Origin of the sequence: Acidovorax sp. WCS2018Noco2-16 (genome assembly GCF_031843945.1) — a bacterium.
In the GTDB taxonomy this organism is placed as follows: domain Bacteria; phylum Pseudomonadota; class Gammaproteobacteria; order Burkholderiales; family Burkholderiaceae_C; genus Paracidovorax.
The window spans coordinates 645,159-667,878 of the sequence record NZ_JAVTJJ010000002.1 but is presented as its reverse complement, the minus strand read 5'-3'; the positions used below and the strand labels follow the sequence as shown (position 1 = coordinate 667,878).

At 67.1% G+C, this 22,720-nt stretch carries 21 protein-coding genes and 1 pseudogene; 15 read left to right on the top strand and 7 right to left on the bottom strand.

Annotated features, from left to right (window positions below; all coding sequences use genetic code 11):
- The first annotated feature begins 28 nt into the window (after positions 1-28).
- The 3 genes from RQI28_RS08435 (at position 29) to RQI28_RS08425 (ending at position 3,379) form a co-directional block, all read left to right on the top strand.
- Positions 29-1,006: a tripartite tricarboxylate transporter substrate binding protein gene (locus tag RQI28_RS08435; protein WP_311223008.1), complete on the top strand. Its 978-nt coding sequence runs from the start codon at positions 29-31 to the stop codon at positions 1,004-1,006.
- A 404-nt stretch (positions 1,007-1,410) separates the two neighbouring features.
- Positions 1,411-2,577, top strand: a complete 1,167-nt coding sequence (locus RQI28_RS08430) for an iron-containing alcohol dehydrogenase (RefSeq protein WP_311223009.1) — start codon at positions 1,411-1,413, stop codon at positions 2,575-2,577.
- Positions 2,578-2,698: 121 nt separating this feature from the next.
- Positions 2,699-3,379, top strand: a complete 681-nt coding sequence (locus RQI28_RS08425; RefSeq protein ID WP_311223010.1) for a type 1 glutamine amidotransferase domain-containing protein — start codon at positions 2,699-2,701, stop codon at positions 3,377-3,379.
- A gap of 174 nt (positions 3,380-3,553) precedes the next feature.
- On the opposite strand, the pseudogene RQI28_RS08420 reads toward RQI28_RS08425, so the two are convergent.
- Positions 3,554-3,872, bottom strand: a pseudogene (locus RQI28_RS08420) (PLP-dependent aminotransferase family protein); the annotation flags it as partial.
- Positions 3,873-4,245: 373 nt separating this feature from the next.
- Between RQI28_RS08420 and RQI28_RS08415 the strand changes: the two are divergent.
- Positions 4,246-4,479 carry a hypothetical protein gene (locus RQI28_RS08415; protein ID WP_311223011.1) on the top strand — a complete coding sequence of 78 codons (234 nt, stop codon included), beginning with the start codon at positions 4,246-4,248 and terminating at the stop codon, positions 4,477-4,479.
- 150 nt (positions 4,480-4,629) lie between these two features.
- The gene (locus tag RQI28_RS08410; RefSeq protein WP_311223012.1) at positions 4,630-5,112 is read left to right on the top strand and encodes a GreA/GreB family elongation factor; all 483 of its coding nucleotides are present in this window, start codon (positions 4,630-4,632) and stop codon (positions 5,110-5,112) included.
- Between the two features lie 167 nt (positions 5,113-5,279).
- Here the strand turns inward: RQI28_RS08410 and RQI28_RS08405 are convergent, their stop codons facing one another.
- Positions 5,280-6,182, bottom strand: a complete 903-nt coding sequence (locus RQI28_RS08405) for a LysR family transcriptional regulator (protein WP_311223013.1) — start codon at positions 6,180-6,182, stop codon at positions 5,280-5,282.
- A gap of 193 nt (positions 6,183-6,375) precedes the next feature.
- Between RQI28_RS08405 and RQI28_RS08400 the strand changes: the two genes are divergently transcribed.
- The 5 genes from RQI28_RS08400 to RQI28_RS08380 all read left to right on the top strand — a co-directional run bounded on the left by RQI28_RS08400 (position 6,376) and on the right by RQI28_RS08380 (position 11,852).
- The gene (locus tag RQI28_RS08400; RefSeq protein WP_311223014.1) at positions 6,376-7,101 is read left to right on the top strand and encodes a pirin family protein; all 726 of its coding nucleotides are present in this window, start codon (positions 6,376-6,378) and stop codon (positions 7,099-7,101) included.
- 107 nt (positions 7,102-7,208) lie between these two features.
- Positions 7,209-7,886 (top strand): isochorismatase family protein, encoded by a 678-nt coding sequence (locus tag RQI28_RS08395; protein WP_311223015.1) that lies wholly within the window; start codon positions 7,209-7,211, stop codon positions 7,884-7,886.
- Between the two features lie 81 nt (positions 7,887-7,967).
- Positions 7,968-9,857 carry an amidohydrolase gene (locus RQI28_RS08390; protein ID WP_311223016.1) on the top strand — a complete coding sequence of 630 codons (1,890 nt, stop codon included), beginning with the start codon at positions 7,968-7,970 and terminating at the stop codon, positions 9,855-9,857.
- A gap of 2 nt (positions 9,858-9,859) precedes the next feature.
- A complete protein-coding gene (locus RQI28_RS08385) occupies positions 9,860-10,267 on the top strand; it encodes a DoxX family protein (RefSeq protein ID WP_311223121.1) in 408 nt (135 codons plus the stop codon).
- Entirely contained in the window at positions 10,257-11,852 is a 1,596-nt protein-coding gene (locus RQI28_RS08380) for an MFS transporter (RefSeq protein ID WP_311223017.1), read from the top strand. The genes RQI28_RS08385 and RQI28_RS08380 overlap by 11 nt, the downstream gene beginning before the upstream one ends.
- 141 nt (positions 11,853-11,993) lie before the next feature.
- On the opposite strand, the gene RQI28_RS08375 is transcribed toward RQI28_RS08380, so the two are convergent.
- The 3 genes from RQI28_RS08375 to RQI28_RS08365 form a co-directional block, all read right to left on the bottom strand.
- Complete coding sequence (locus tag RQI28_RS08375; RefSeq protein WP_311223018.1) at positions 11,994-12,425, bottom strand: Hsp20/alpha crystallin family protein; 432 nt, start codon at positions 12,423-12,425, stop codon at positions 11,994-11,996.
- 55 nt (positions 12,426-12,480) lie between these two features.
- Positions 12,481-12,918: an Hsp20/alpha crystallin family protein gene (locus tag RQI28_RS08370; RefSeq protein ID WP_311223019.1), complete on the bottom strand. Its 438-nt coding sequence runs from the start codon at positions 12,916-12,918 to the stop codon at positions 12,481-12,483.
- 188 nt (positions 12,919-13,106) lie between these two features.
- Positions 13,107-15,206: a molybdopterin oxidoreductase family protein gene (locus tag RQI28_RS08365; protein WP_311223020.1), complete on the bottom strand. Its 2,100-nt coding sequence runs from the start codon at positions 15,204-15,206 to the stop codon at positions 13,107-13,109.
- A gap of 130 nt (positions 15,207-15,336) precedes the next feature.
- On the opposite strand from RQI28_RS08365, the gene RQI28_RS08360 reads away from it, so the two are divergent.
- The 4 genes from RQI28_RS08360 (at position 15,337) to RQI28_RS08345 (ending at position 20,274) form a co-directional block, all read left to right on the top strand.
- On the top strand, positions 15,337-16,473 hold the full coding sequence (locus tag RQI28_RS08360) for an ABC transporter substrate-binding protein (protein ID WP_311223021.1): 1,137 nt from the start codon (positions 15,337-15,339) through the stop codon (positions 16,471-16,473).
- Between the two features lie 135 nt (positions 16,474-16,608).
- Complete coding sequence (locus RQI28_RS08355; protein WP_311223022.1) at positions 16,609-17,814, top strand: M20 aminoacylase family protein; 1,206 nt, start codon at positions 16,609-16,611, stop codon at positions 17,812-17,814.
- A gap of 260 nt (positions 17,815-18,074) precedes the next feature.
- A complete protein-coding gene (locus RQI28_RS08350; protein ID WP_311223023.1) occupies positions 18,075-19,898 on the top strand; it encodes a methyl-accepting chemotaxis protein in 1,824 nt (607 codons plus the stop codon).
- 121 nt (positions 19,899-20,019) lie between these two features.
- Complete coding sequence (locus RQI28_RS08345) at positions 20,020-20,274, top strand: acyl-CoA-binding protein (RefSeq protein ID WP_311223024.1); 255 nt, start codon at positions 20,020-20,022, stop codon at positions 20,272-20,274.
- A 112-nt stretch (positions 20,275-20,386) separates the two neighbouring features.
- Here RQI28_RS08345 and RQI28_RS08340 read toward each other — a convergent pair whose 3' ends face one another.
- Both RQI28_RS08340 and RQI28_RS08335 read right to left on the bottom strand, forming a co-directional pair.
- Positions 20,387-20,713 (bottom strand): polyhydroxyalkanoic acid system family protein, encoded by a 327-nt coding sequence (locus RQI28_RS08340; RefSeq protein WP_311223025.1) that lies wholly within the window; start codon positions 20,711-20,713, stop codon positions 20,387-20,389.
- The gene (locus RQI28_RS08335) at positions 20,706-21,854 is read right to left on the bottom strand and encodes an aminopeptidase (protein ID WP_404976874.1); all 1,149 of its coding nucleotides are present in this window, start codon (positions 21,852-21,854) and stop codon (positions 20,706-20,708) included. The genes RQI28_RS08340 and RQI28_RS08335 overlap by 8 nt, the downstream gene beginning before the upstream one ends.
- A gap of 140 nt (positions 21,855-21,994) precedes the next feature.
- On the opposite strand from RQI28_RS08335, the gene RQI28_RS08330 reads away from it, so the two are divergent.
- Positions 21,995-22,696, top strand: coding sequence for a DNA-3-methyladenine glycosylase I (locus tag RQI28_RS08330; protein ID WP_311223026.1), 702 nt, complete (start codon positions 21,995-21,997; stop codon positions 22,694-22,696).
- Positions 22,697-22,720 lie beyond the last annotated feature (24 nt).

Here is a 22,720-nt window from a genome sequence, read left to right as displayed (position 1 = left end):
TTCCCGACCCACCAGGAGACAAAACACCATGCAACGCAGACACCTGCTTCAGAACGCCCTGGCCCTTGCGGGCGCCAGCGCAGTGCCGTGGGCCAGCGCCCAGGCCGACTACCCCGCCCAGCCCATCCGCTGGGTGGTGCCGTACCCGGCCGGCGGCGGCACCGACGTGCTGGCGCGCACGGTGGCCGAGGCGCTGCGCGGCCCGCTGGGCCAGCAGATCGTGGTGGACAACCGGCCGGGCGCCTCCACCAACATCGGCGCGCAGCTGGTGGCAACGGCCAAGCCTGACGGTTACACGCTGATGTCGGCCGACAACGCACTGCTGGCCTTCAACGAACACCTGTTCAGCAAGCTGCCCTTCAACCCGCAAAAAGACTTCACCTACGTCGGGGGCCTGAGCCGCTTTCCGCTGGCGCTGGTGGTGCACCCGGCCTTCGAGGCCAAGACGCTGAAGGACTTCATCGCCTATGCCCGCGCCAGCCCGGGCAAGCTCAACTACGCATCGCCCGGCAACGGCTCGCCGCACCATCTGGCGATGGAAATGTTCAAGCACCGCACCAAGACTTTCCTCACCCACATTCCGTACCGCGGCGCCGCGCCTGCGCTGCAGGACGTGATGGGCGGGCAGGTGCCGTGCATGTTCCTGGACCTGGCCGCCGGCCTGCCGGTGATCCAGGCCGGCAAGGTGCGTGCGCTGGCCATCGGCGCCGGCCGCCGTGTGGCCGCGCTGCCCGACGTGCCCACGCTGGCCGAAGCCGGCGTGCCCGACACCGAGGTCTACGCCTTCCAGGGCGTGGTCGCGCCTGCCGGCCTGCCAGCGCCCATCACCCAGCGGCTGAATGCCGAGATCAACCAGGCGCTGGCCACCCCGGCCGTGGCCAAGCGGATGCAGGACTTCGGCATGGAAGCGCTGCCCGGCACGCCCGAGCAGTTCCTGGCCCTGTCGCGGGCCGAGTCCAAGCGCTGGGGCGAGATCATCCGCGCGGCCGGGGTGAAGCTGGACTGATCTGCTGGTCAGTGAAACCCGTTCGCCCTGAGCCCGTCGAAGGGCCTTCGTATAGGCGTGCCCCGGCTTCGACCCTTCGACAAGCTCAGGACAGGCAAGCTCAGCCCGAACGGACTTTTCTTCACTGCCTGGCATTGGCATGGAGCGTAATGCCGGTCAGTTCAACCCGTTCGCCCTGAGCTTGTCGAAGGGCTTTCGCAGTCACCTGCCCTGGCTTTGACCCTTCGACAAGCTCAGGACAGGCAAGCTCAGCCCAAACGGTCTTTTCTTCACTGACTGGCATTGGGCTATGGCTCCCTCAGGGCTCATAGTAAAAATGGCTGCAGCGCTTGATATACAAGCGTTTGCAGCTATTTTTTTGATAGTATCCGCGCGCGCTGAACCCCCTAGCTACCACCGCCGCCATGCAGAACTTCGACTTCCACAACCCCACGCGCATCCTCTTCGGCCAGGGCCGCGTGGCCGACATCGGTCAGCACATACCGGCCGGCGCGCGCGTGCTGATCCTGGTGGGTGGCGCCAGCGCCGAGCGCAGCGGCACGCTGGGCCGGGTGCGCGCGGCACTGCAAGCGCGCGGCCTGGCACACGACACCTTCAGCGGCATTGAGCCCGACCCGCGTCTGGACACCTGCCTGCAGGCCGTGGCGCTGGCCCGCTCCGGCGGCTTCGGCTTTCTGCTGGCCGTGGGCGGCGGCTCCGTCATCGACGCGGCCAAGTTCATCGCGGCGGCGGTGCCGTTCCAGGGCGACCCGCAAGAGATCCTGGCCGGGCGGCGCGCCGCCATTGAACAGGCGCTGCCCTTTGGCACCGTGCTCACGCTGCCGGCCACGGGCTCCGAGATGAACGACCGCGCGGTCATCCTGCACCCCACGCGCAGCGCGCGGCTGGCCTTCAGCAGCCCGCACACCTACCCGCGCTTTTCGGTGCTCGACCCCACCAAGACCTACACGCTGGCCCCGGCGCAGCTGGCCAATGGCGTGGTCGACGGCTTCGTGCACACCGTGGAGCAGTACCTGACCTACCCGGTGGGCGCGCCCGTGCAGGACCGCTTCGCCGAAGGCCTGCTGCGCACGCTGATCGAAGTCGGCCCGCGCATCGTCACCGCGCCCGAGCCGGTGTACGACGACCGCGCCTCGCTGATGTGGGCCGCCACCCTGGCGCTCAACGGCCTGATCGGCGTGGGCGTGCCGCAAGACTGGGCCACGCACCAGATCGGCCACGAACTGGCCGCGCTGCACCACATCGACCACGCCCGCACGCTGGCGCTGGTGCTGCCCGCCATGCTGCAAGAGCGCCGCGTGCCCAAACGCGCCAAGCTGCTGCAGTACGCCGAGCGCGTGTGGGATGTACGTGAGGGCGATGAAGATGAACGCATCGACGCTGCCATTGCCCGCACCCGCGCGTTCTTCGAAAGCCTGGGCGTGCCCACGCGCCTGGCCGCCTACCGCCTGGGCGGCGAAACGGTGGATGCCGTCATCGCGCGGCTGCATGCCAACGGCTTGGTGCGGCTGGGTGAACATGGCGATGTGACGCCAGAGGTGAGTCGCAGGGTGCTGGAAGCCGCCCTGTAGGCCGGCACCGCAAACGGGCTTGCAACGGGTGGGCGTGGGGGAGATTGCTGCTACGGTGCAACGCTGTTTTTCGTTCACCGATCACCCCTTTCACCCCCATTTCTAAGAAAGCGATTTCCTCATGGCCCGCATCCTGATGGTTCTGACCTCGCACGACCAACTCGGCGACACCGGCAAGAAAACCGGCTTCTGGCTGGAAGAGTTCGCCGCCCCGTACTACGTCTTCAAGGACGCCGGTGCAGACATCACCCTCGCATCCCCCCAGGGCGGCCAGCCGCCGCTGGACCCCAAGAGCGACGAGCCCGATGCCCAGACCGACGCCACGCGCCGCTTCAAGTCCGACGCCGACGCACAAAAGGCACTGGCCTCCACCGTCAAATTGGCCGGCGTGAGCGCTGAAGACTTCGACGCCGTCTTCTACCCCGGCGGTCACGGCCCGCTGTGGGACCTGGCCGAAGACGCGGCCTCCATCGCCCTCATCGAAAGGACCTTTGCCGCAGAGAAGCCCCTGGCCCTGGTCTGCCACGCGCCCGGCGTGCTGCGCCACACCAAGGCACCCGGCGGCGAGCCGCTGGTCAAGGGCCGCAAGGTGACCGGCTTCACCAACACCGAGGAAGAGGGCGTGCAGTTGACCAAGATCGTGCCCTTCCTGGTCGAAGACATGCTCCAGCAGAACGGCGGCCTGTACGCCAAGGGGGCCGACTGGGCGCCCTTCGTGCTGACCGACGGACAACTGGTGACGGGGCAGAACCCCGCGTCGTCGGAGCCCGCGGCGAAGGCGCTGCTGCAGCTGTTGAAGTGATGCCACCGGTTTTTGAATGAAATCGGCCTCCAGCGCTTGATGGGTAAGCGCTGGCAGCTATCAAATTAGCAAACCCGGCATGCGCGCCTGCCTACGGAAATACGTCGCCGCTGAAGGCATATGTGAGACCGTGTTGAGGCGCATCCCCGTTAGGACCCGGACTTTCGTGGACAGCTAAACCCCAGCAGCGTCGAAAGGCTCGGGGCCCCGAGCAAGCAGATGAGACAGCTTTCGAAGACCTGCCTGCAAATGTCCACGGTCCTCGATGCTGCCCAACGAGATCCGAATGGCATTCACGGACCCGCTGCCAGTGGCGAATGCCGCCGCCAGCATGACTGCAATGCCTTCGCTGAGGGTGGCATGCGCAAGCTGCGAGGCGCTCCAGTAGCCCGGTATTCGAGCCACACATGCAGGCCGTCTCCAGCGCCGCTGTACCGCCCCGCCAGAACGTCCCCGCCATCCGGTGGCGCAGGCGCGCTTCCTTGCGCACGCCAGGAGGTGGCGCCGCCTGGCTTCTTCGTATGCGCGCGTGATTGGGGTGAGGTCCACGCCCAGTTGTGTTGCCAACACGCGCTGAGGCGGAAGACGGGTCACCCGGGGTCAAGGATCCGTCTGCCACCGCCACCTGCAATGCATCCGCGATCTGCAGAAAACGCGGCCCGCCCTGCACGGCCAATCGGGGCAACCAGATGGGCGCGTCGCCATCTTGCATGGCGTTCAATGGAGGCGTTGGCTCTGAATGTATGGATATTGCTTCTAGGTACTATGTCCCAGAACAGCGGCGGCTTCGTCCTTGCTTCTCTCATCAGGGAGGTAGTGCCGCTCACCATGCACCGTGTCAAGTCACCAGTCCGGAAATTCTCAAGATGATCGATTGGATCCCCGTAGTCTTCATTGCGTTCAAGGTCCTCGTGTTCGGCACGTGCATGTTCTTCGCCATCAAGTGGCATTACGACCAGGATAAGAAGAGGGTGAGCAAGCGCGCGCTGCTCCTGAAGATCGGCAAGCTGGGTGCCGCCTTCATGCTGGCGCTTCTGGTGGTGCTGTTCTTCACGTTCACCCTTGCCAAGCATCTCGGCATGGACTTGAGCCTTCCATGATGGCAAAGGCTCGGCCCGGGTAGGTGTCCGCTCGAGCCCTAAGCCAACTTTCGTTGAGGCTAAGCAAAGGTCTGCTCTGCGCCGACGGCAGGTGGAGCGCTTCATAATCAAGAGCTGACCCCCGCTTGTTCGAGATGCCAACCTTTCACCATGGATAAATTGTTGCTGCAGCAGCAGGTGCTGGAACGGCTCGCCGAAGACCTGCTGCAGGCCGAACAGGCAGCGCAGGCGGCCCATGAAACGGCGACGCATGAAGAAAACGTCGCCGAAAACAAGTACGACACCTTGGGACTCGAGGCCGCCTACCTGGCCACCGGCCAAGCTCGCCGCGCCGAAGCCATCCGCCAGGCGATGACCCATTGGCGCCAGTTCCGCCCGCGTCTCTACGACGCCAGCAAAGGCATACAACTAGGCGCGCTGGTCTGCCTGGTCGATTCCGACGACAAGCAGCAACATCTTTTTCTCGGCCCGGACGGGGGCAGCATGAAGCTGGTCAGCGGAGCCCAGCTCGTTCATGTCATCAGCAGCGAAGCCCCTTTGGGCAAGGCCATGCTGGGTAAATGCGAAGGTGACGAGGTGTCGTTACAGATCGCTCCCATCGGACAGCAATTTGAGGTGCTGCGGGTTCATTAAGCCGCAAGCAGGGTGCGCCCACTTGATCAGAACTTATTCACCCCGCCCCCTTTTGGGCGCTGCGTGAATTCACTGTGTTCAGAGCCGTGAAGATCCGGAACTCGGGGCTGGAGATACTGCAAAGCCCCGATGCTGTTCCGTACTCATCGCAGCCAGACCCGTTGACGTCAATACGGCAATATCCCCGGCAGCAGCGGCCGGTCCAGCCGCTGGCGCCACCACTTCAGTGCCTCGCCCATGTGCTCGGGCCGCCAGGCCAGCCAGAAGGTTTCGTCGGGGCGGGGCTCATCCACTTGCAGCTCGACCAGCACGCCCGTTTCCAGCTCCACCCCCACACAGGCGCGCGGCACGAAGCCGTGGCCCAGGCCGGCGGACTGCGCGGCGATCTTTGCGCGCATGGTGGGCACGGTGATGCGGCGCTGGCCTGAGAGCAGGCCCACGGTGCGGTCGGTCAGCGACCGGGCGCCGTCGCCCACCACGATGGCGGTGTGCTCCAGCAGGTCGCTGCGCGCCAGCGGCCGGCGCAGCAGGGCCAGCGGGTGCGTAGCGGTGACGCAGAACGCGAATGCCAGGCTGCCCACGGCGACCGCCTTGTAGCCACCGCCGGCCGGGCCTTCGCCTGCGGCCACCACGATGTCGGCGCGGCCTTCGCGCAGGGCCTCCCAGGTGCCGGTCAGGGCCTCGCTGGTGATGCGCAGGCGCGTGCCGCAGTTCAGATCTTCGAACGCGCAGATGTCCTGATTGAAGGCCTCGGTGGGAATCAGCGAGTCGTGCATCAGCCGCACCTCCGATTCGAAGCCGGTGGCCACCTGCCGCATGCGCGATTCCAGCTGCCGCGCGGCGGCCAGCAGCCAGCGGCCTTCCTTGATCATTTCCTGCCCGGCGGGCGTGAGGGTCACGCGCGGGCCGTTGCGGGTGAAGAGCGCAAAGCCCAGCTGCTCTTCTAGCTTGCCCACCGCATACGAAATGGTGGAGGGCACCTTGTGCAGCCGCTCCGAAGCGCCCGCGAACGAGCCGTGGCGGGCGATGGCATCAACGAGTTCGATGGCGTCCAGGGTGAGTTTCAGCATGGTTAAGGGCCTTGATGAAGCCTTGATTTACATCATCGAAATTATCGATGATTGAGACCCAAACGTTTCAACCTGACGCGGGTCATGGCGCCAGATACTTCATTCATCGCAGCACTGAAAGCCCAGAGAAATCGAGGCAGCAGGCCCCCAAGCCGCAGTGTGAATTTCATCGAATGAAGAAAGGACTGACACCATGCTCGACATCCGCAAAGCCCAACACCGCGGCAACGCCAACCACGGCTGGCTGCAATCGCGCCACACGTTTTCGTTCGGCCAATACCGCGACGCGAAGCAGCAAGGCTTCTCCGACCTGCTGGTCATCAACGACGACCGCGTGACGCCGTCCAAGGGCTTCGGCACCCATGCCCACCGCGACATGGAAATCTTCTCGTACGTGCTGGAAGGCGCGCTGGAACACAAGGATTCGATGGGCACCGGCTCGGTGATCCGCCCCGGCGACGTGCAGATGATGAGCGCTGGCAGCGGCGTGCAGCACAGCGAGTTCAACCACTCGGCCGACGAGCCCGTGCACTTTCTGCAGATCTGGATCGTGCCGAACAAGATCGGTGCAGCGCCCCGATACCAGCAGGTGCACTTCACCGAAGCCGACAAGCGCGGCCGGCTGCGCCAGATCATCTCGCCGGAAGGCATCGATGGATCGCTGGCGGTGCACCAGGACGCCCGGGTCTATGCCGGCCTGTTCAACGGTGATGAGTCGGCTGACCTGACGGTGGGCGCTGACCGCAACGTCTATGTGCATGTGGCCCGCGGCAGCGTCGAATTGAACGGCGAGCGGCTGGCAGAAGGCGACGGTGCCCGCATCCGCAACGCTGGCGATCTGCACTTCGCCAACGGCGACGCCGCCGAGGTGCTGGTGTTCGACCTGCGCCCCAACGAGCTGCCCACGATGCCCCATTGAGGCGACGGCGGGGCCGAACCCCGCCCGGCCCCACCGCCTTTTCAACAGGTTTCACCCTGTCGGTTTTGCCTGTTTCTCTTTTTTCTTTCACTTTTCAGGAGCTTTCCATGACCAACGCCAACGCATCCACCGCCCGTCCCGTCGCCGTCGCCCAACCCGGTGCCAAGCTGCTGAATCCGCACGATCACACGTTGATCATGATCGACTTCCAGTCGCAGATGGCCTTTGCCACGCACTCCATCGACCCGGTCCAACTGCGTTCCAACGCTGCGCTGGTGGCATCGGCGGCGGCTGGCTTCGGCGCCTCGACCATTCTGACCACCGTGGCAGAAAAGAGCTTCAGCGGCCCGATGTTTGAAGAAGTGACCGCACCGTTCCCCGGCCTGACCTTGCTGGACCGCACGTCGATGAACACCTGGGAAGACGAAGCCGTCATCAAGCGCGTGAATGAGATCGGCAAGCCCCGCATCGTGCTGGCGGGCCTGTGGACCAGCGTGTGCATCGTCGGCCCGGCCCTCTCGGCCATCGACCAGGGCTTTGAGGTGTACGTGATTGCCGATGCGTGTGGCGACATCTCGAACGAAGCGCACAACCGCGCCATGGACCGCATGGTGCAGGCCGGCGCCCAGCCCATCACCGCTTTGCAGTACCTGCTGGAAATGCAGCGCGACTGGGCCCGTGGCGACACCTACGACATGACGACCGGCATCGCCAAGAAGTTCGGCGGCGGCTACGGCCTGGGCATCACCTACGCAAAAACGATGTTCAACGCCCACGAAGGTTAATGACAGGCGCACGGACTGCCGCGCAGCCCATGCCCGCTTTTTGCGCTCTGCCATCGCTGAAATCTTGAAGGCCCGAACACCATGACCCCACCCGCCGCCACTCCCGACCTCATCCTGCGCAATGGGCGCTTCACCACGCTGAACCGCGCCAACCCCACGGCCAGCGCCGTGGCCATCGCCGCAGGGCGTTTCACCAAAGTGGGTGACGACCGCGAAGTGATGGCGCTGGCGGGTGCGGGCACGCGGGTCATCGACCTGGGCGGTCGCAGCGTGCTGCCGGGGCTGATCGACAACCACCTGCACATCATTCGCGGCGGGCTGAACTTCAACATGGAGCTGCGCTGGGACGGCGTGAAGAGCCTGGCCGATGCCATGGCGATGCTCAAACGCCAGGTGGCGGTGACGCCCGCGCCGCAGTGGGTGCGCGTGGTGGGCGGGTTCACCGAGCACCAGTTCGTGGAAAAGCGCCTGCCCACGCTGGCCGAGCTGAACGCCGTGGCGCCCGATACGCCCGTGTTCATCCTGCATCTGTACGACCGCGCGCTGCTCAACGGCGCTGCCCTGCGCGCCGTGGGCTACACCAAGGACGCACCGTCGCCACCCGGCGGCGAGATCGTGCGCGACAGCGCCGGCAACCCCACGGGGCTGCTGCTGGCCAAGCCCAACGCGGCCATCCTCTACGCCACGCTGGCCAAGGGCCCGAAGCTGCCGCGCGACTACCAGGTCAATTCCACGCGCCACTTCATGCGCGAACTCAACCGCCTGGGCGTCACCGGCGCCATCGACGCGGGCGGCGGCATGCAGAACTATCCGCAGGACTACGACGTCATTCAGGAGCTGGCCGATGCCGACCAGCTCACCATTCGCCTGGCCTACAACCTGTTCACGCAAAAGCCCAAGGAAGAGAAGGACGACTTTCTGCGCTGGACGTCCACCTCGCAATACAAGCAGGGCACCGATTACTTCCGCCACAACGGCGCGGGCGAGATGCTGGTGTTCTCTGCCGCCGACTTCGAAGACTTTCGCCAGCCGCAGCCCGAGCTGGCGCCCGGCATGGAAGGCGAGCTGGAAGAGGTGGTGCGCATCCTGGTGCAGAACCGTTGGCCTTGGCGCATGCACGCCACTTACGACGAGACCATCGACCGCGCGCTGAACGTGTTCGAAAAGGTCAATGAAGACACGCCCCTGGCCGGCCTGAACTGGTTCTTCGACCACGCCGAGACCATTTCGGAAAAGTCCATCGACCGCATTGCCGCCCTCGGCGGCGGCGTGGCCGTGCAGCACCGCATGGCCTACCAGGGCGAATACTTCGTGGAGCGCTACGGCGCCGCTGCGGCCGAGGCCACGCCCCCCGTCAAGCGCATGTTGGAAAAGGGCGTCAACGTGTCCGCCGGCACCGACGCCACCCGCGTCGCCAGCTACAACCCCTGGGTGTCGCTGTCGTGGCTGATCACCGGCAAGACGGTGGGCGGCCTGCAGCTCACGCCGCAACGCAACTGCCTGACACGCGACCAGGCCCTGCGCATGTGGACGGAGAACGTCACCTGGTTCAGCAACGAACAAGGCAAGAAGGGCCGCATCGAAGTGGGCCAGCTGGCCGACCTGACCGTGCCCGACCGCGACTTCTTCACCTGCCCTGAATCGGACATCGCCGACGCCTCGTCCCTGCTGACGGTGGTGGGCGGCAAGGTGGTCTACGGCGTGGGTGACTTTGCCGACTACGACGAATCCGTCCCGCCGCTGGCCATGCCTGACTGGTCGCCCGTGCGCACCTTCGGCGGCTATGGCAACTGGGGCGAGCAGGGCGCGCCGTTGCAGGCTGTGATGCGCAACGCGGCAGCCCAGTGCGGCTGCGCCAGCAGCTGCAACATGCACGGCCACGCGCATGCCACGGCCTGGAGCAGCCAGCTGCCCGTGTCTGACCTCAAGGGCTTCTGGGGCGCATTGGGTTGCGCCTGCTGGGCGGTGTGACCGTGGACGCACTGCGCACCGCTGCCACCGCGCCCTGGGTGCACTCGCTGGCCCTGCTGTGCCTGTGTGCGGCATACCTGCAAGGCGGCTGGGACAAGGCCCGCGACTTCCGCGGCGCGGTGGCCGAGATGCGGCACTTCGGCCTGGCACCTGCCGCTCCCGTGGCCGCGGCCACCATTGCGCTGCAACTGGGCGCCTCGGCGCTCATCGTGTCGGGCTGGTACCGCTGGGCAGGCGCGCTGGCCCTGGCGGGCTTCACCGTGATCGCCGCTTTTCTCGCCGACCGTTTCTGGTCCGCCACACCGACCGAGCGCCAACGCTCGGCCAACGCATTCTTTGAACATTGGGGCCTGGTGGGCGGCATGTTGCTCGTCGCCTGGCACGACCTGGGAGGCCACCGTGCCGGATAGCAAAACCAACGCCGCTACCCAAACATCGGGCAGCTTCGCGCCGCTCGCCATTCCCGTCTTCGCCGTGCTGTGGGCCGCCACGGTGTTGGGCAACATCGGCAGCTTCATGCGCGACGTGGCCAGCGCCTGGATGGTGACGGAGCTGTCGTCCAGCCCCACAGCCGTCGCGCTGATCCAGACGGCGGCCACGCTGCCCATCTTCCTGCTGGCCATTCCCGCCGGCGTGCTGTCGGACATCCTGGACCGCCGGCGCTTCCTGATCGGCGTGCAGGTGCTGCTGGGCGCCGTCAGCGGAACGTTGCTGGTGCTGGCGCAAACCAACACCCTCACCGTGGAATACCTCGTGGCCCTGACGTTCGTCGGCGGCATCGGCGCTGCGCTGATGGGCCCGACCTGGCAGTCCATCGTGCCCGAGCTGGTGCCGCGCAGCGAGCTGAAAAGCGCCGTCGCGCTCAACTCGCTGGGCATCAACATCGCCCGTGCCATCGGCCCCGCCGCCGGCGGCCTGCTGCTGGCCAGCTTCGGGGCGTCGGCCGCCTACGGCCTTGATGTGATGAGCTACGTGTTCGTCATCGCCGCGCTGATCTGGTGGAAGCGCCCGAAGGCTGAAGCCTCGGGCCTGAACGAGCAGTTCTTCGGCGCCTTCCGGGCCGGTCTGCGCTATGCCCGCGCCAGCCGCGAGCTGCACGTGGTGCTGCTCCGCGCGGCGGTGTTCTTTCTCTTTGCCAGCGCTGTCTGGGCGCTGCTGCCGCTGGTGGCTCGCCGCATGCTGGGCGGCACGGCGGGCTTTTACGGCGTGATGCTCGGTGCCGTGGGCGCCGGCGCCATCCTGGGCGCGGTGCTGCTGCCGCGCCTGCGCAAGCGCTTCGATACCGACGGCCTGGTGCTGCTGGCCTCGCTGATCACTGCCTCCGTCATGGGCGTGCTGACCATGGCGCCGCCCCAGTGGGCTGCCGTCGCGCTGATGATGGTGCTGGGCCTGGGCTGGATCATCGCGCTGACCACGCTCAACGGCGTGGCCCAGGCCGTGCTGCCCAACTGGGTGCGCGGCCGGGGCCTGGCCATCTACCTGATGGTGTTCAACGGCGCCATGGCGGCGGGCAGCCTGGGCTGGGGCCTCATCGCGGGCCAGGCCGGCCTGCCCGCCACGCTGCTGATGGGCGCGGCGGGCCTGGTGGTGGTCGCGTTCATCTTTCATCGCGTGAAGCTGCCGGCGGGCGAGGCCGACCTGCAGCCGTCCAACCACTGGCCCGAGCCGCTGCTGGCCGAACCGGTGGCACACGACCGGGGCCCGGTCATGATCCAGATCGAATACCGCATCGAGCGGGAAGACGTGCCCGCCTTCCTGCAGGCCATGCAGGGCGTGGCCAAGGAGCGCCGCCGCGACGGCGCCTACGCCTGGGGCGTGGCCGAGCACACCGGCGAGCCCGGCCGGGTGATCGAATGGTTCCTGGTCGAGTCGTGGGCGGAGCATCTGCGCCAGCATGCCCGCGTGTCCAAGGCAGATGCCGACCTGCAGGCCGAGGCGCTGCGCTTCCACCGGGGCGATCAGCGGCCGGTGGTGCATCACTACCTGGCGCTGTGAACCTGTCAACACGTCGGCTGCGCCCGGACTGGTTTCCGGGTGCAGCCTCCGGTTTGAGGTCAAATCGGCCTCTAGCGCTTGACTAGCAAGCGCTGATAGCTATCAATAATATAGCGAATCGGCGCGAACGCCTCCGGGCAGTCACGCCACCTGCACGTCGATGCGCCGCGGCTGGGCGTGCTGGGCCTTGGGAATGCGCAGCTTCAGCACCCCTTGCGACAGCTCGGCCGAGACCCGTTCGGTATCCAACTCCTTGCTGAGCGTGAACACGCGGCGAAAGCGTCCCAGGCCCACTTCGGTGTGGGTCGATGCCAGCGCCTCGGGCACCTGCAGGGCCGACTCGGCCTCGATGGTCAAGGTGTCCGATTCCACTTGCAGGTTCAGCTGCTCGCGGCCCACGCCGGGCAGGTCGGCGTAGAGCGTGATGCCGCCGGCATCCTCGACCACGTCGACCGGGGGCGTGAGCGCCGCATCGCTGTAGCGCGCGCCGTCTGGCTGCCTGGCGGGCGTGCGGCGGTCCCCGCTGCGGGAGTCGGTCGTGGATGGGCTGGAAGTCTGTACGTCGTTGGGCATGGTGAGGTCCCTTTCTGATGGGTGGATTGATTCCTTTGCTGCGAAGGCAAGCGGGTCAGTGGATGGCGATGCGCCGGGGCTGCGCGGACGCGCGCCGCTGCACGGTGATGTGCAGCACGCCGTCGCGCAACTGGGCGTCCACGGCATCCGGGTCGGCGTCGTCGGGCAGCGTCAGCGCGCGGCGGAAGCGCCCGTCAAAGCGCTCGTTGATGTGCGCCGTGGCCTTGGCGTCGGCGTCGGCCAGCGGGCTCTTGCGCTCACCGGCAATGGTCAGCAGGCCGCGCTCGAGCTGTACTTCGAGCGTGGCCGGGTCCACGCCCGGGGCGAACACATAGATCTCGACGGTCTGGGGCGTGCCGCCGATGTTGATGGCGGGAAAGCCGTTGCGGGCCACGCCGCGAATGGTGGGCGACAGATCGAAGGCCTGCTGCATCTCGCGTTGCAGGCGATCCATCTCGGCGAACACGTCGCGCGGGAACAGAGATCGGTACATGGCGAAAACCTCCTTGAATCGATGGTTGACAACTGCGGAAGGCCGGAGTCGTCTGCGGCGCTTCCGGTGACTGAATTAGCAGCCGCCAGCACCTTTTCAAGAGGGTTCGATGCAAAAAAAAAGCGCCTTGCGCCAAGGCGGCACGGGCGCGGACTGGCGAGCGCATGGCGCTCGCTGGGCAGCAGCTGTCAGGCGTTGGCGTCGGCTCTGGCTTCGACCTGCACCACGCAGTCATAGAACGTGGGCGCGGCACCCAGGTCGGTCAGCGCCTGGCTGGTCAGCTCGTTCACGTTGGTGCCGTTCGCGCCGAATTTGCGCCACCAGATGCCCAGGCCGTTGACCACGCCAGGGCGCGCGCGCAGGCTGACGGTGGCATGGCATTCGTAGCTGCCCCGGTCGTTGAACACGCGCACCAGGCTGCCGTCGGCAATGCCGCGCGGGGCGGCGTCGTCGGGGTGGATCTCCAGTACTGGGCGGGTTTCGATATTGCGCAGGCTGGTCACGTTCACGAAGGTGGAATTGAGAAAGTTGCGCGCCGGCGGCGAGATCATCGCCAGCGGGTAGGCGGCCGAGCTGCCCGGCGTTTCGCGGTTGGGAAGGTGGTCGGGCAATGGGTCGAGCCCCTGCGCGGCCAGGCGCTCGCTGTAGAACTCGCAGCGGCCCGACGGGGTGGGAAAGCCGCCCTCCGCGTAGGGCGCATCGGGCACCGCCAGAGTGGCGAAGCCCTGGTCCAGTAGCTGCTGGAAGTCCACATGGCTGCCGTAGGCCTGCCGGCACAGGTCTTCGTCGGTGTCGGCAAAGCAGGCATCGGCAAAACCCATGCGCGCGGCCAGGTCGCGAAAGATCTGCGTGTTGGACAGTGCCTGGCCCATCGGTGCGACCGCCGGGCGGTTCAGCAGCACGTCGGTATGGCCGTAGGCCACGTGCACGTCCCAGTGTTCCAGCTGCGTGGTGGCGGGCAGCACGTAGTCGGCGTAGTCGGCGGTGTCGGTCTGGAAGTGCTCCAGCACCACGGTGAAGAGGTCGTCCCGCGCGAAGCCCTGCACCACCTTGCCCGAATCGGGCGCCACCGCCACGGGGTTGCTGTTGTAGACGATCAGCGCGTCGATGCGCGGGCCGAACTCGGCCGATGCGGGCCGCAGCAGGTCGTCGCCGATGGTGGACATGTTCACCGTGCGCGGTGCGCGGCCGCCGGGCACCAGATCGGGGCGCTGCAGCGCCGCGCGCTGCACCGGAAACTGGCCCGAGCTCGACATCAGCAGCCCGCCCGCCCGGTGGCGCCAGGCGCCCACCAGCGCCGGCAGGCAGGCGACCGCGCGGGTGGCGTTGCCGCCGCCGCGCACGCGCTGCATGCCGTAGTTCAGGCGAATGGCGGCGGGGCGCGTGGTGCCGTAGTCGCGCGCCAGCTGGCGGATCTGCTCCACGGGCAGGCCGCACACTTGCGCGGCGCGCTCGGGCGGCCATTGCAGGGCGCGCTCGCGCAGGCCCTCCCAGCCCACCGTGTGGCGCGCGATGTAGTCGTGGTCCAGCCAGTCGTGGGCAATCAGCTCGTGCATCAGTGCCAGCGCCAGCGCCGCGTCGGTGCCGGGCAGCAGCTGCAGGTGCTCATGGCACTTGTCGGCCGTCTCGGTCTTGCGCGGGTCGATGCACACCAGCCGCGCGCCGTCGCGCTTGGCCTGCTGGGCGTAGCGCCAGAAGTGCAGGTTGCTGCCGATGGAGTTGCTGCCCCAGATCAGGATCAGCTTCGATTCGGCGAACCACTCCACCTTCATGCCCACCTTGCCGCCCAGCGTCTGCGTCAGGCCCTCGCCGCCAGCGGCCGCGCAAATGGTGCGCCCCAGTTGCGAGGCGCCCAGGCGGTTGAAAAAGCGGCGGTCCATGCTTTCGCCCTGCACCAGGCCCATGGTGCCGGCGTAGCTGTAGGGCAGGATGGCCTCGGGCGCGCGGGCGGCGATGGCGCCCAGGCGCTGCGCGATGTCGTCCAGCGCCTCGTCCCAGCCCACGGGCTCGAACCGCCCGCCCGGGCCCTTGGGGCCGGTGCGCTTCAGGGGCGTCAGCAGGCGCTCTGCATGGTTGGTGCGCTCTGCATATTTGGACACCTTGGCGCACAGCACGCCCTCGGTGTGCGCATGGGCCGGGTTGCCCTGCACCCGCACGGCGACGCCGTTGTCGACGGTGGTGATCAGCGCGCAGGTATCGGGGCAGTCGTGCGGGCAGGCGCCGCGCACCTGGTGCAGAGCGGATGCAGGGGCCGATGCGGCGGGGGTGGCGGCGGGCGTCGCAGTCATGGTGTGAGGGAATCTGGGTTCTTGTTAACGTTCGTTACACTCGCCCGGCGAGAGGAGGGTGTCGCCAGTCGAGCCAACGGCCGACCATGGACACCATCCATTCAATCAATCGGGATCAGGGCATTTCACCATGAAGCAAAAACCGCTTTGGGGTCGCAGGCAGTTTTCCGTCGGCTTAGGCGCTGCGGCGCTGGCCGGTTTCACCTCCGTTCGGGCACAGGGCGACGCGCCCCTGGTGCTGGGCCAGTCGGCCGCGTTGTCGGGCCCTGCGGCACAACTGGGCACGCAGTTCCAGCTGGGCGCCAAGCTGTATTTCGACCAGTACAACGCCCAGTCCGGCCGCCGGCCGATTGAGCTGCGCACGCTGGACGACGGCTACGAGCCCGAGCGCTGCGCCGCCAACACCCGCAAGTTCATCGCCGACGACGTGTTTGCGCTGTTTGGCTACCTGGGCACGGCCACCAGCCTGGCCGCGCTGCCGCTGGCCACGCAAGCCAAGCTGCCGTTCTTCGCGCCGCTCACCGGCGCCGAATCGCTGCGCCAGCCTTTCAACCGGCTGGTGTTCCATGTGCGCGCGTCCTACAACGACGAAACCGCCTTGATCGCCCGCCAGCTGACCAATCTGCATCTGCGCAAGATCGCGGTGCTGCACCAGAACGATGCCTACGGCAAGGCCGGGCTGGACGGCATGACGCGCGCGCTGACCGAGCAGCAGCTCACGCCCGTCGCGCTGGCCACGGTGGAGCGCAATTCGGTCGACGTGGACGCTGCCGTGAAGACCTTGGTGGCCGCCAAGCCAGAGGCCATAGTCATGGTGTGCACCTATGCGGCGGCGGCGGCCTTCATTCGTGCTGCCCGCAAGGCCGGTTACGGCGGCACGTTCTACAACCTGTCGTTCGTCGGCACCCAGGCGCTGGCCGATGCGCTGGGCAAGGACGGCGCGGGCGTGGTGGTGTCGCAGGTCATGCCTTCGCCCTTCCAGACCACCAAGCAGATCACGCGCGAATTCCAGGAAGCCCTGAAGAAGGATGGCAAGGTGCAGGCCAACTACTCCAGCATGGAAGGCTACCTGGCCGCGCGCGTCTTCGGCGAGGGGCTGCGCCGCGCGGGGGACCGGCCCACGCGCGATGCGCTCATCAACGCGCTCGAAGGCATCGGCCCGCAGGGCGTGTCGGGCTTTGCGCTGGCCTATGGAGCCAACAGCCATGCGGGTTCGCGCTTCGTCGAGATGTCGATGCTGACCGGCGACGGCCGAGTGCGCGTCTGACCTGTGCCGCCGCTCCGCGGCGGGGTGATCACTGGCGTGATTCCTGCTGAGGGTTCCGGGTCCGAATAACCCCGCATGGCGCGCAGTGCGCCCCGGGCCTAGACTTCAAGTCTCAAGCCAAGGAACCCGTCACCCATGAAAGTCATCGACTCCATCGTTACTGAGGCCGCCTCCATTGCGGCGCTGCGGCGCGACATCCACGCCCATCCTGAACTTTGTTATGAAGAGGTGCGCACCGCCGATCTGGTAGCGGCCAAGCTCACCGAATGGGGCATTCCCATCCACCGCGGCATGGGCACCACCGGCGTCGTAGGCATCGTGCACGGGCGCGACGGCGGGGCCTCGGGCCACGGCATCGGCCTGCGCGCGGACATCGACGCGCTGCCGATCACCGAGTTCAACACCTTCGAACACGCCAGCAAGCATGCCGGCAAGATGCACGCCTGCGGCCACGATGGCCACACGGCCATGCTGCTGGCGGCGGCGCAGCACTTTGCCAAGCACCGCGACTTCGACGGCACTGTCTACCTGATCTTCCAGCCGGCGGAAGAGGGCGGCGGCGGCGCGCGCGAGATGATCAAGGACGGCCTGTTCGAGCAGTTCCCGATGCAGGCCGTGTTCGGCATGCACAACTGGCCCGGTATGAAGGCCGGCCAGTTCGCCGTGAGCCCCGGCCCGGTGATGGCGTCGAGCAACGAATTCAAGATCGTCATCCGCGGCAAGGGCAGCCATGCTGCCATGCCGCACATGGGCACCGACCCCGTGCCGGTGGCCTGCCTGATGGTGCAGGCGTTCCAGAACATCATCAGCCGCAACAAGAAGCCGGTCGATGCGGGCGTGATCTCGGTCACGATGATCCACACCGGCGAGGCCACCAACGTGGTGCCCGACAGTTGCGAGCTGCAGGGCACGGTGCGCACCTTCTCCATCGAGGTGCTGGACATGATCGAGCGCCGCATGAAGCAGGTGGCCGAGCACACCTGCGCCGCGCATGAAGCCACCTGCGAGTTCGAGTTCGTGCGCAACTACCCGCCCACGGTGAATTCGCCAGCCGAGGCCGAGTTTGCGCGCAAGGTGATGCAGGGCATCGTGGGCGAGGCCAACGTGGTGCCGCAAGAGCCCACCATGGGCGCCGAAGACTTTGCCTTCATGCTGCAGGCCAAGCCCGGCGCCTATTGCTTCATTGCCAACGGCGATGGCGACCACCGCGCCATGGGCCATGGTGGCGGGCCATGCACGCTGCACAACCCCAGCTACGACTTCAACGATGACCTGATTCCTCTGGGTGCCACCTATTGGGTGCAGCTGGCCCAGGGCTGGCTCGCGGCCCGCACGGCCTGATTCAAGTCGTAGGGCCGTCGCATCTGCGACAGCATCGGGGCGGTGGCGCATGGCGCCACCGCCCCTTTTTTGCGTCCGGAGTGTCATGGGTAAGGTGGCACTTTCCATCCTGTGGCACGCCCCGCCTCTAGGAGGGATGGCTTTTTGCAGCGGCACCACCAACAATGGTTCAGGCGGTATTTACGGCCAGCTGCACTACACGCGTGGCCATGGCAGCGGTGTAGGACGGATCCACAAGAGGTGTCCAGGAGAGGGAATTTATGAACCATGTTCTGCCCCGTGCGACGCTTGCGCGCCGCCTCAACACAATCAACCTGGCTCTCTTGCTGCTGCTGGCGGCGATGGCGGCATCCATCTGGCTCATGATGGGCCGGCTCATCTCTGATGCGGAGCTGGTGCGCTCCTACAACGTGCCGCAGCTGCAGCGCATCGCGGCCATGGAACTGAACGTCACCCGTGTATCGCTACAGGTTCGCCACGCCATTTTGTCGCGCACTCCGCAAGAGCTGGATGCCACGCTGGCCGACATCGGCGAGAAGCGGCAACTGCTGCAGCACACGCTGCAGGAATTCGGTGACGGCATGATCTCCGACGACGGCCGGCGGGCCTACGCACCGCTGCCCGTGCTGATGCAGGAGTTCTGGACGACCGGCGAGCGCAACATTCAGCTCATCCGCGAAGGCCGCAAGGAAGACGCCTTCGCCTATCTGGTGGACCAGACCATTCCCGCGCGCAACCGCCTGCTGGCCCCGCTGGGCGCCGAGAAAGACCGGCAGGGCGAGCGTCTTTCCGAGCGCATCAACGAGGTCAAGGAGCTGGCCGGCACCGACCGCGCGTTGACCCTGAGCGCCATGGTGGTGCTGGCCGCCTGCCTGGTGGGTCTGGGCCTGTACCTGCGCTCGGTGGTGCGGCAGCTGGGCGGCGATCCCGCGCAGCTGCGCCACGCGGCCGACGCGGTGGCGGGCGGCGACCTGGCCGCGCGCATTCCGCTGCGCCAGGGCGACACCGGCAGCATCATGGCGGCCATGTCCACCATGAGCGGGCAGCTGGCGCAAGTGGTGCGCACGGTGCGCAGCAGCGCGCACGGCGTGTCGGGAGCCAGCAGCGAGATCGACGCGGGCAACCACGATCTGTCGGCACGCACCGAACGCCAGGCCTCGGCGCTGCAGCAGACAGCAGCCTCGATGGAAGAGCTGGGCTCCACCGTGCGCCAGAACGCCGACAGCGCCCGCCGCGCCAACGAGTTGGCCCGTACCGCATCGACGGTGGCCGAAGAGGGCGGCGTGGTGGTGGCCGAGGTGGTGCAGACCATGCGCGGCATTCAGGACAGCAGCAACCGCATTGGCGAGATCATCGGCGTGATCGACGGCATTGCCTTCCAGACCAACATCCTCGCGCTGAACGCCGCGGTCGAAGCCGCGCGTGCGGGCGAGCAGGGCCGGGGCTTCGCCGTGGTGGCGTCGGAAGTGCGCAGCCTGGCCCAGCGCAGCGCCGATGCGGCCAAGGAGATCAAGCAGCTCATCCACGACAGCGTGCAGCGCGTGGAGCGCGGCAGCGAGCTGGTGGACAAGGCCGGTCGCACGATGGACGAGGTGGTGGCCTCCATCCGCCGCGCGACCGACCTGATGGGCGAGATCAGCGCCGCCAGCGCCGAGCAGAGCGCGGGCGTGGACCAGATCAGCGAGGCCATCGTGCATGTCGACCAGGCCACGCAGCAGAACGCCGCCCTGGTCGAGGAAATGGCCGCCGCCGCCAGCAGCCTGAGCGCCCAGGCGCGCGAATTGGTGCGCGCCACCGCCGTGTTCCGCCTGGGCGATGAAGAAGGTGTGGCGGCGCCGGCCGCGGCGCATGGCCTGCGCGCGGTGCAGGCATCGGCTGCTGCGGCGCCGGCTTCGCGTGGTGCGCCGCCTGCCGCTTCGTCATCGGCCCGCGGTTCCGCTGTGCGCGCCCCGGTGGCGACGGCAGCGGCCCGCAGTGCGCATGCGCCGGCTGCCGCGCACAAGCCGTCGCTGGCGCTGGTCTCCCGCCCCGCCGCGCAGCCCGCCGCACGCACCCAGCCAGAGGCCGACTGGGAGAGCTTTTGAAAAAAGCCCGCTCTTGCAACGACTTTTCTGAGCCCTGTGGTCGCCTGCGCAACGCCGGGCCGATCCAGGCGGTTTTAAGATCCTTGTTTTTCGACCCCCACTTTGCGGAGACCCGTTTTCTATGTCTGACCTGAATGCAGCGTTCGAAGCCTCCGTGGCCCAGTCCAAGAACCTGAGCGAACGCCCCGACAACCCCACGCTGTTGAAGATCTACGCGCTGTACAAGCAGGCCACGGTGGGCGACAACAGCGAGAAGAAACCCAGCTTTTCCGACGTGGTGGGCCGCGCCAAGTGGGACGCGTGGGAAAAGCTCAAGGGCACCGAGGGCGATGCCGCGCGCCAGCAGTACATCGATCTGATCGAGTCGTTGAGCTGAGCTGATGAGTTGATCAGACGCTGATTTCATCGGAGTCCGAGCCCCGCCGCCCACACAGGGCGCGCGGGTTTTTTCGTTCTGCGGCCTTGCCTTTCGGCGGCTTCAGGCCGTTTCAGGCCGCCCGTGCGGCCAGCAGCTTGTCGAATTGGCCTTCGATCTCGTCCTTGATGCGCTCCTTGAACGCTGCAAACAGAAAGCCGAGTTCCGCCTGCAACTCGAACCGGTCGCCCAGGACCTGCAGCGTGCCTTCGATGCCGGGGCGGCGAAAGTGCAGCGTGTCGGCCGCCGCCGTGGCGCTGTCTGCTGCTGGCGCTGCAGCTTCCGTGTAGGTGCATTCCATGTCGAACTTGGCTTGCGCCTTCTGCGCCCAGAGGCCGGCGATGCGGCGCGCTTCGGGCAGGCCCAGTGCGTGGGGGCGGTGGATGTGGATGTCAGGCAATCGAGGTCTCCGTGGTCGCGGTGGTGGTGCTTGTGGTGGTGGGGGCGTCGGCAGGCTGCAGGGCGCGCAAGGCGGCGTCGCGCTCGCCCTGAGGCTGGGCGGCCAGCACACGCACTGCGGCATAAAAGCGGGGCCAGTCGCGGCCCTCGCGTTCGAACAGCGCGGTGAAGGCAGGCACCAGGTCGTCGTAGGCCGCCTGCGCGCCAAAGCTGGCGTTATTGGCGGTCTGTACCCACTGGTCCAACCCGCTGAGTTGTTGTGCCGTGGCGCCGGCGGCCAGCCACCGGGTGCGCAACGCGGCGTATTCATCGCGAAACTGCTGCATCGCTATGTTTTTCATAGCTGCTTGCGCTTGACCATCAAGCGCTGCAGGCACTTTTGATGCATAAACCTCGGCCAGGCGGGCACGCGCGTCGCGGGTGAGTGCGCGGAATGCGCTGCGGCGCGCTTCGCTGGCCGAGAAGTCGGCACGGGCCTGGGGCGTGGCGCGCTCGCTCAGCCAGCGCTCCACGCCCAGGCGTTCGACGGCGGTGGCGAACGATTCGTTGAAGCGCGTGTCGCCCTGCACGTAGACCACCTGGTGGGCCAGTTCGTGGAACAAGAGGCGCACGAAGTCGCCTTCGGGCCAGGCGATGAAGGTGTTGAGCAGCGGGTCGCCGCCAGCCCAGTTCATGTAGCCCAGCGTGGAATAGGCGGGCACGCCGTAGACGCTGGTCTCCAGCCCGCCCGCTGCCAGGCGTGCGGCCTCGGCCCGTGCGTCGGCCTCGTCGAAGTAGCCCCGGTAGCCGATGCAGCCGGTGACTGGAAAGCACCACGTATGCAGCGTGAGCGAATACGGCCCCGCGGCCACCACGTTCCACACGGCGGCGCGCCGGCCCAGGTCGGCGTAGCGGCGGTAGCTGGCGTTGTCGGGCAGGCCCAGCTCGGTGACCGCGAAGCTGCGCGCTTGCTGGGCGAGCACCAGCCGGTCGCGCAGCGCAGCGCTGGTGGTGGGCCGGTCCACCCAGTCGCCAATGGGCTCGGCCGCGCCCATCATCTGCAAGTGGCCACGCACCGACTGCCAGTAGTACGCGAGCGACTGCCCCGTGCCCGCGCAGCCCGTCAGCAACAGCGCGCAGGCGAAAAAGAGCGCCGGGCGCAAGGCGGTGCGAAATGAGAGCGTGGTGGGGAAGGACAAGGGTGCGGGGCGCAGAATGGTCAGGGCCAAAGAGCAGGAAAAACGCAACCCCGAAGGATAGCGAAAGTGGCCGCCCGGCCTGCGTGCCGCGCGAGAATCACGCCATGCCCGCCAAGTCTTCGCTCCCCCAGTCCGCTGCCACCGCCGAGCCGCTGCCACCGCCCGTCGATGCCGCCACCGGCCTCTTCACCGCTGCCGACGGCTGCCCGCGCTGCGGCTGGTGCCGCGCCACGCCGCTGTACCGCCACTACCACGACCATGAATGGGGCTTTCCCGTATCGGACGACCGCCGGCTGTTCGAGAAGCTGTGCCTGGAAGGCTTTCAGGCGGGCCTGAGCTGGATCACCATCCTGAACAAGCGCGAAGCCTTTCGCGCTGGGTTTGCACATTTCGACGCCGAGCAGGTGGCGCGCTTCGGCCCCGCCGACGTGCAGCGGCTGCTGGCCGACGCCGGCATCGTGCGGCATCGCGGCAAGATCGAGTCGACGATCAACAATGCGCAGCGGGTGCTGGAGTTGCGCCGCGAATTCGGCACGCTGGCGCGCTACGTGTGGAGCTTCGAGCCCGCCGCCACTGCCGGCCGGCCGGCCCGCATGACGGTGGATGCCGTGCGCGCGATGACCACGTCCGCCGCGTCCATTGCGTTGTCCAAAGACCTCAAAAAGCGCGGCTGGAGCTTCGTCGGCCCGACCACCATGTACGCCTTCATGCAGGCCATGGGGCTGGTCAACGACCACTTCGAGGGTTGCCACACGCGGCAGGCGGCGCTGGATGCGCGGGCGGCCTTTGCGGTGCCGGTGGCGTAGCGAAGAAGCCTTGGCGGCGATTTG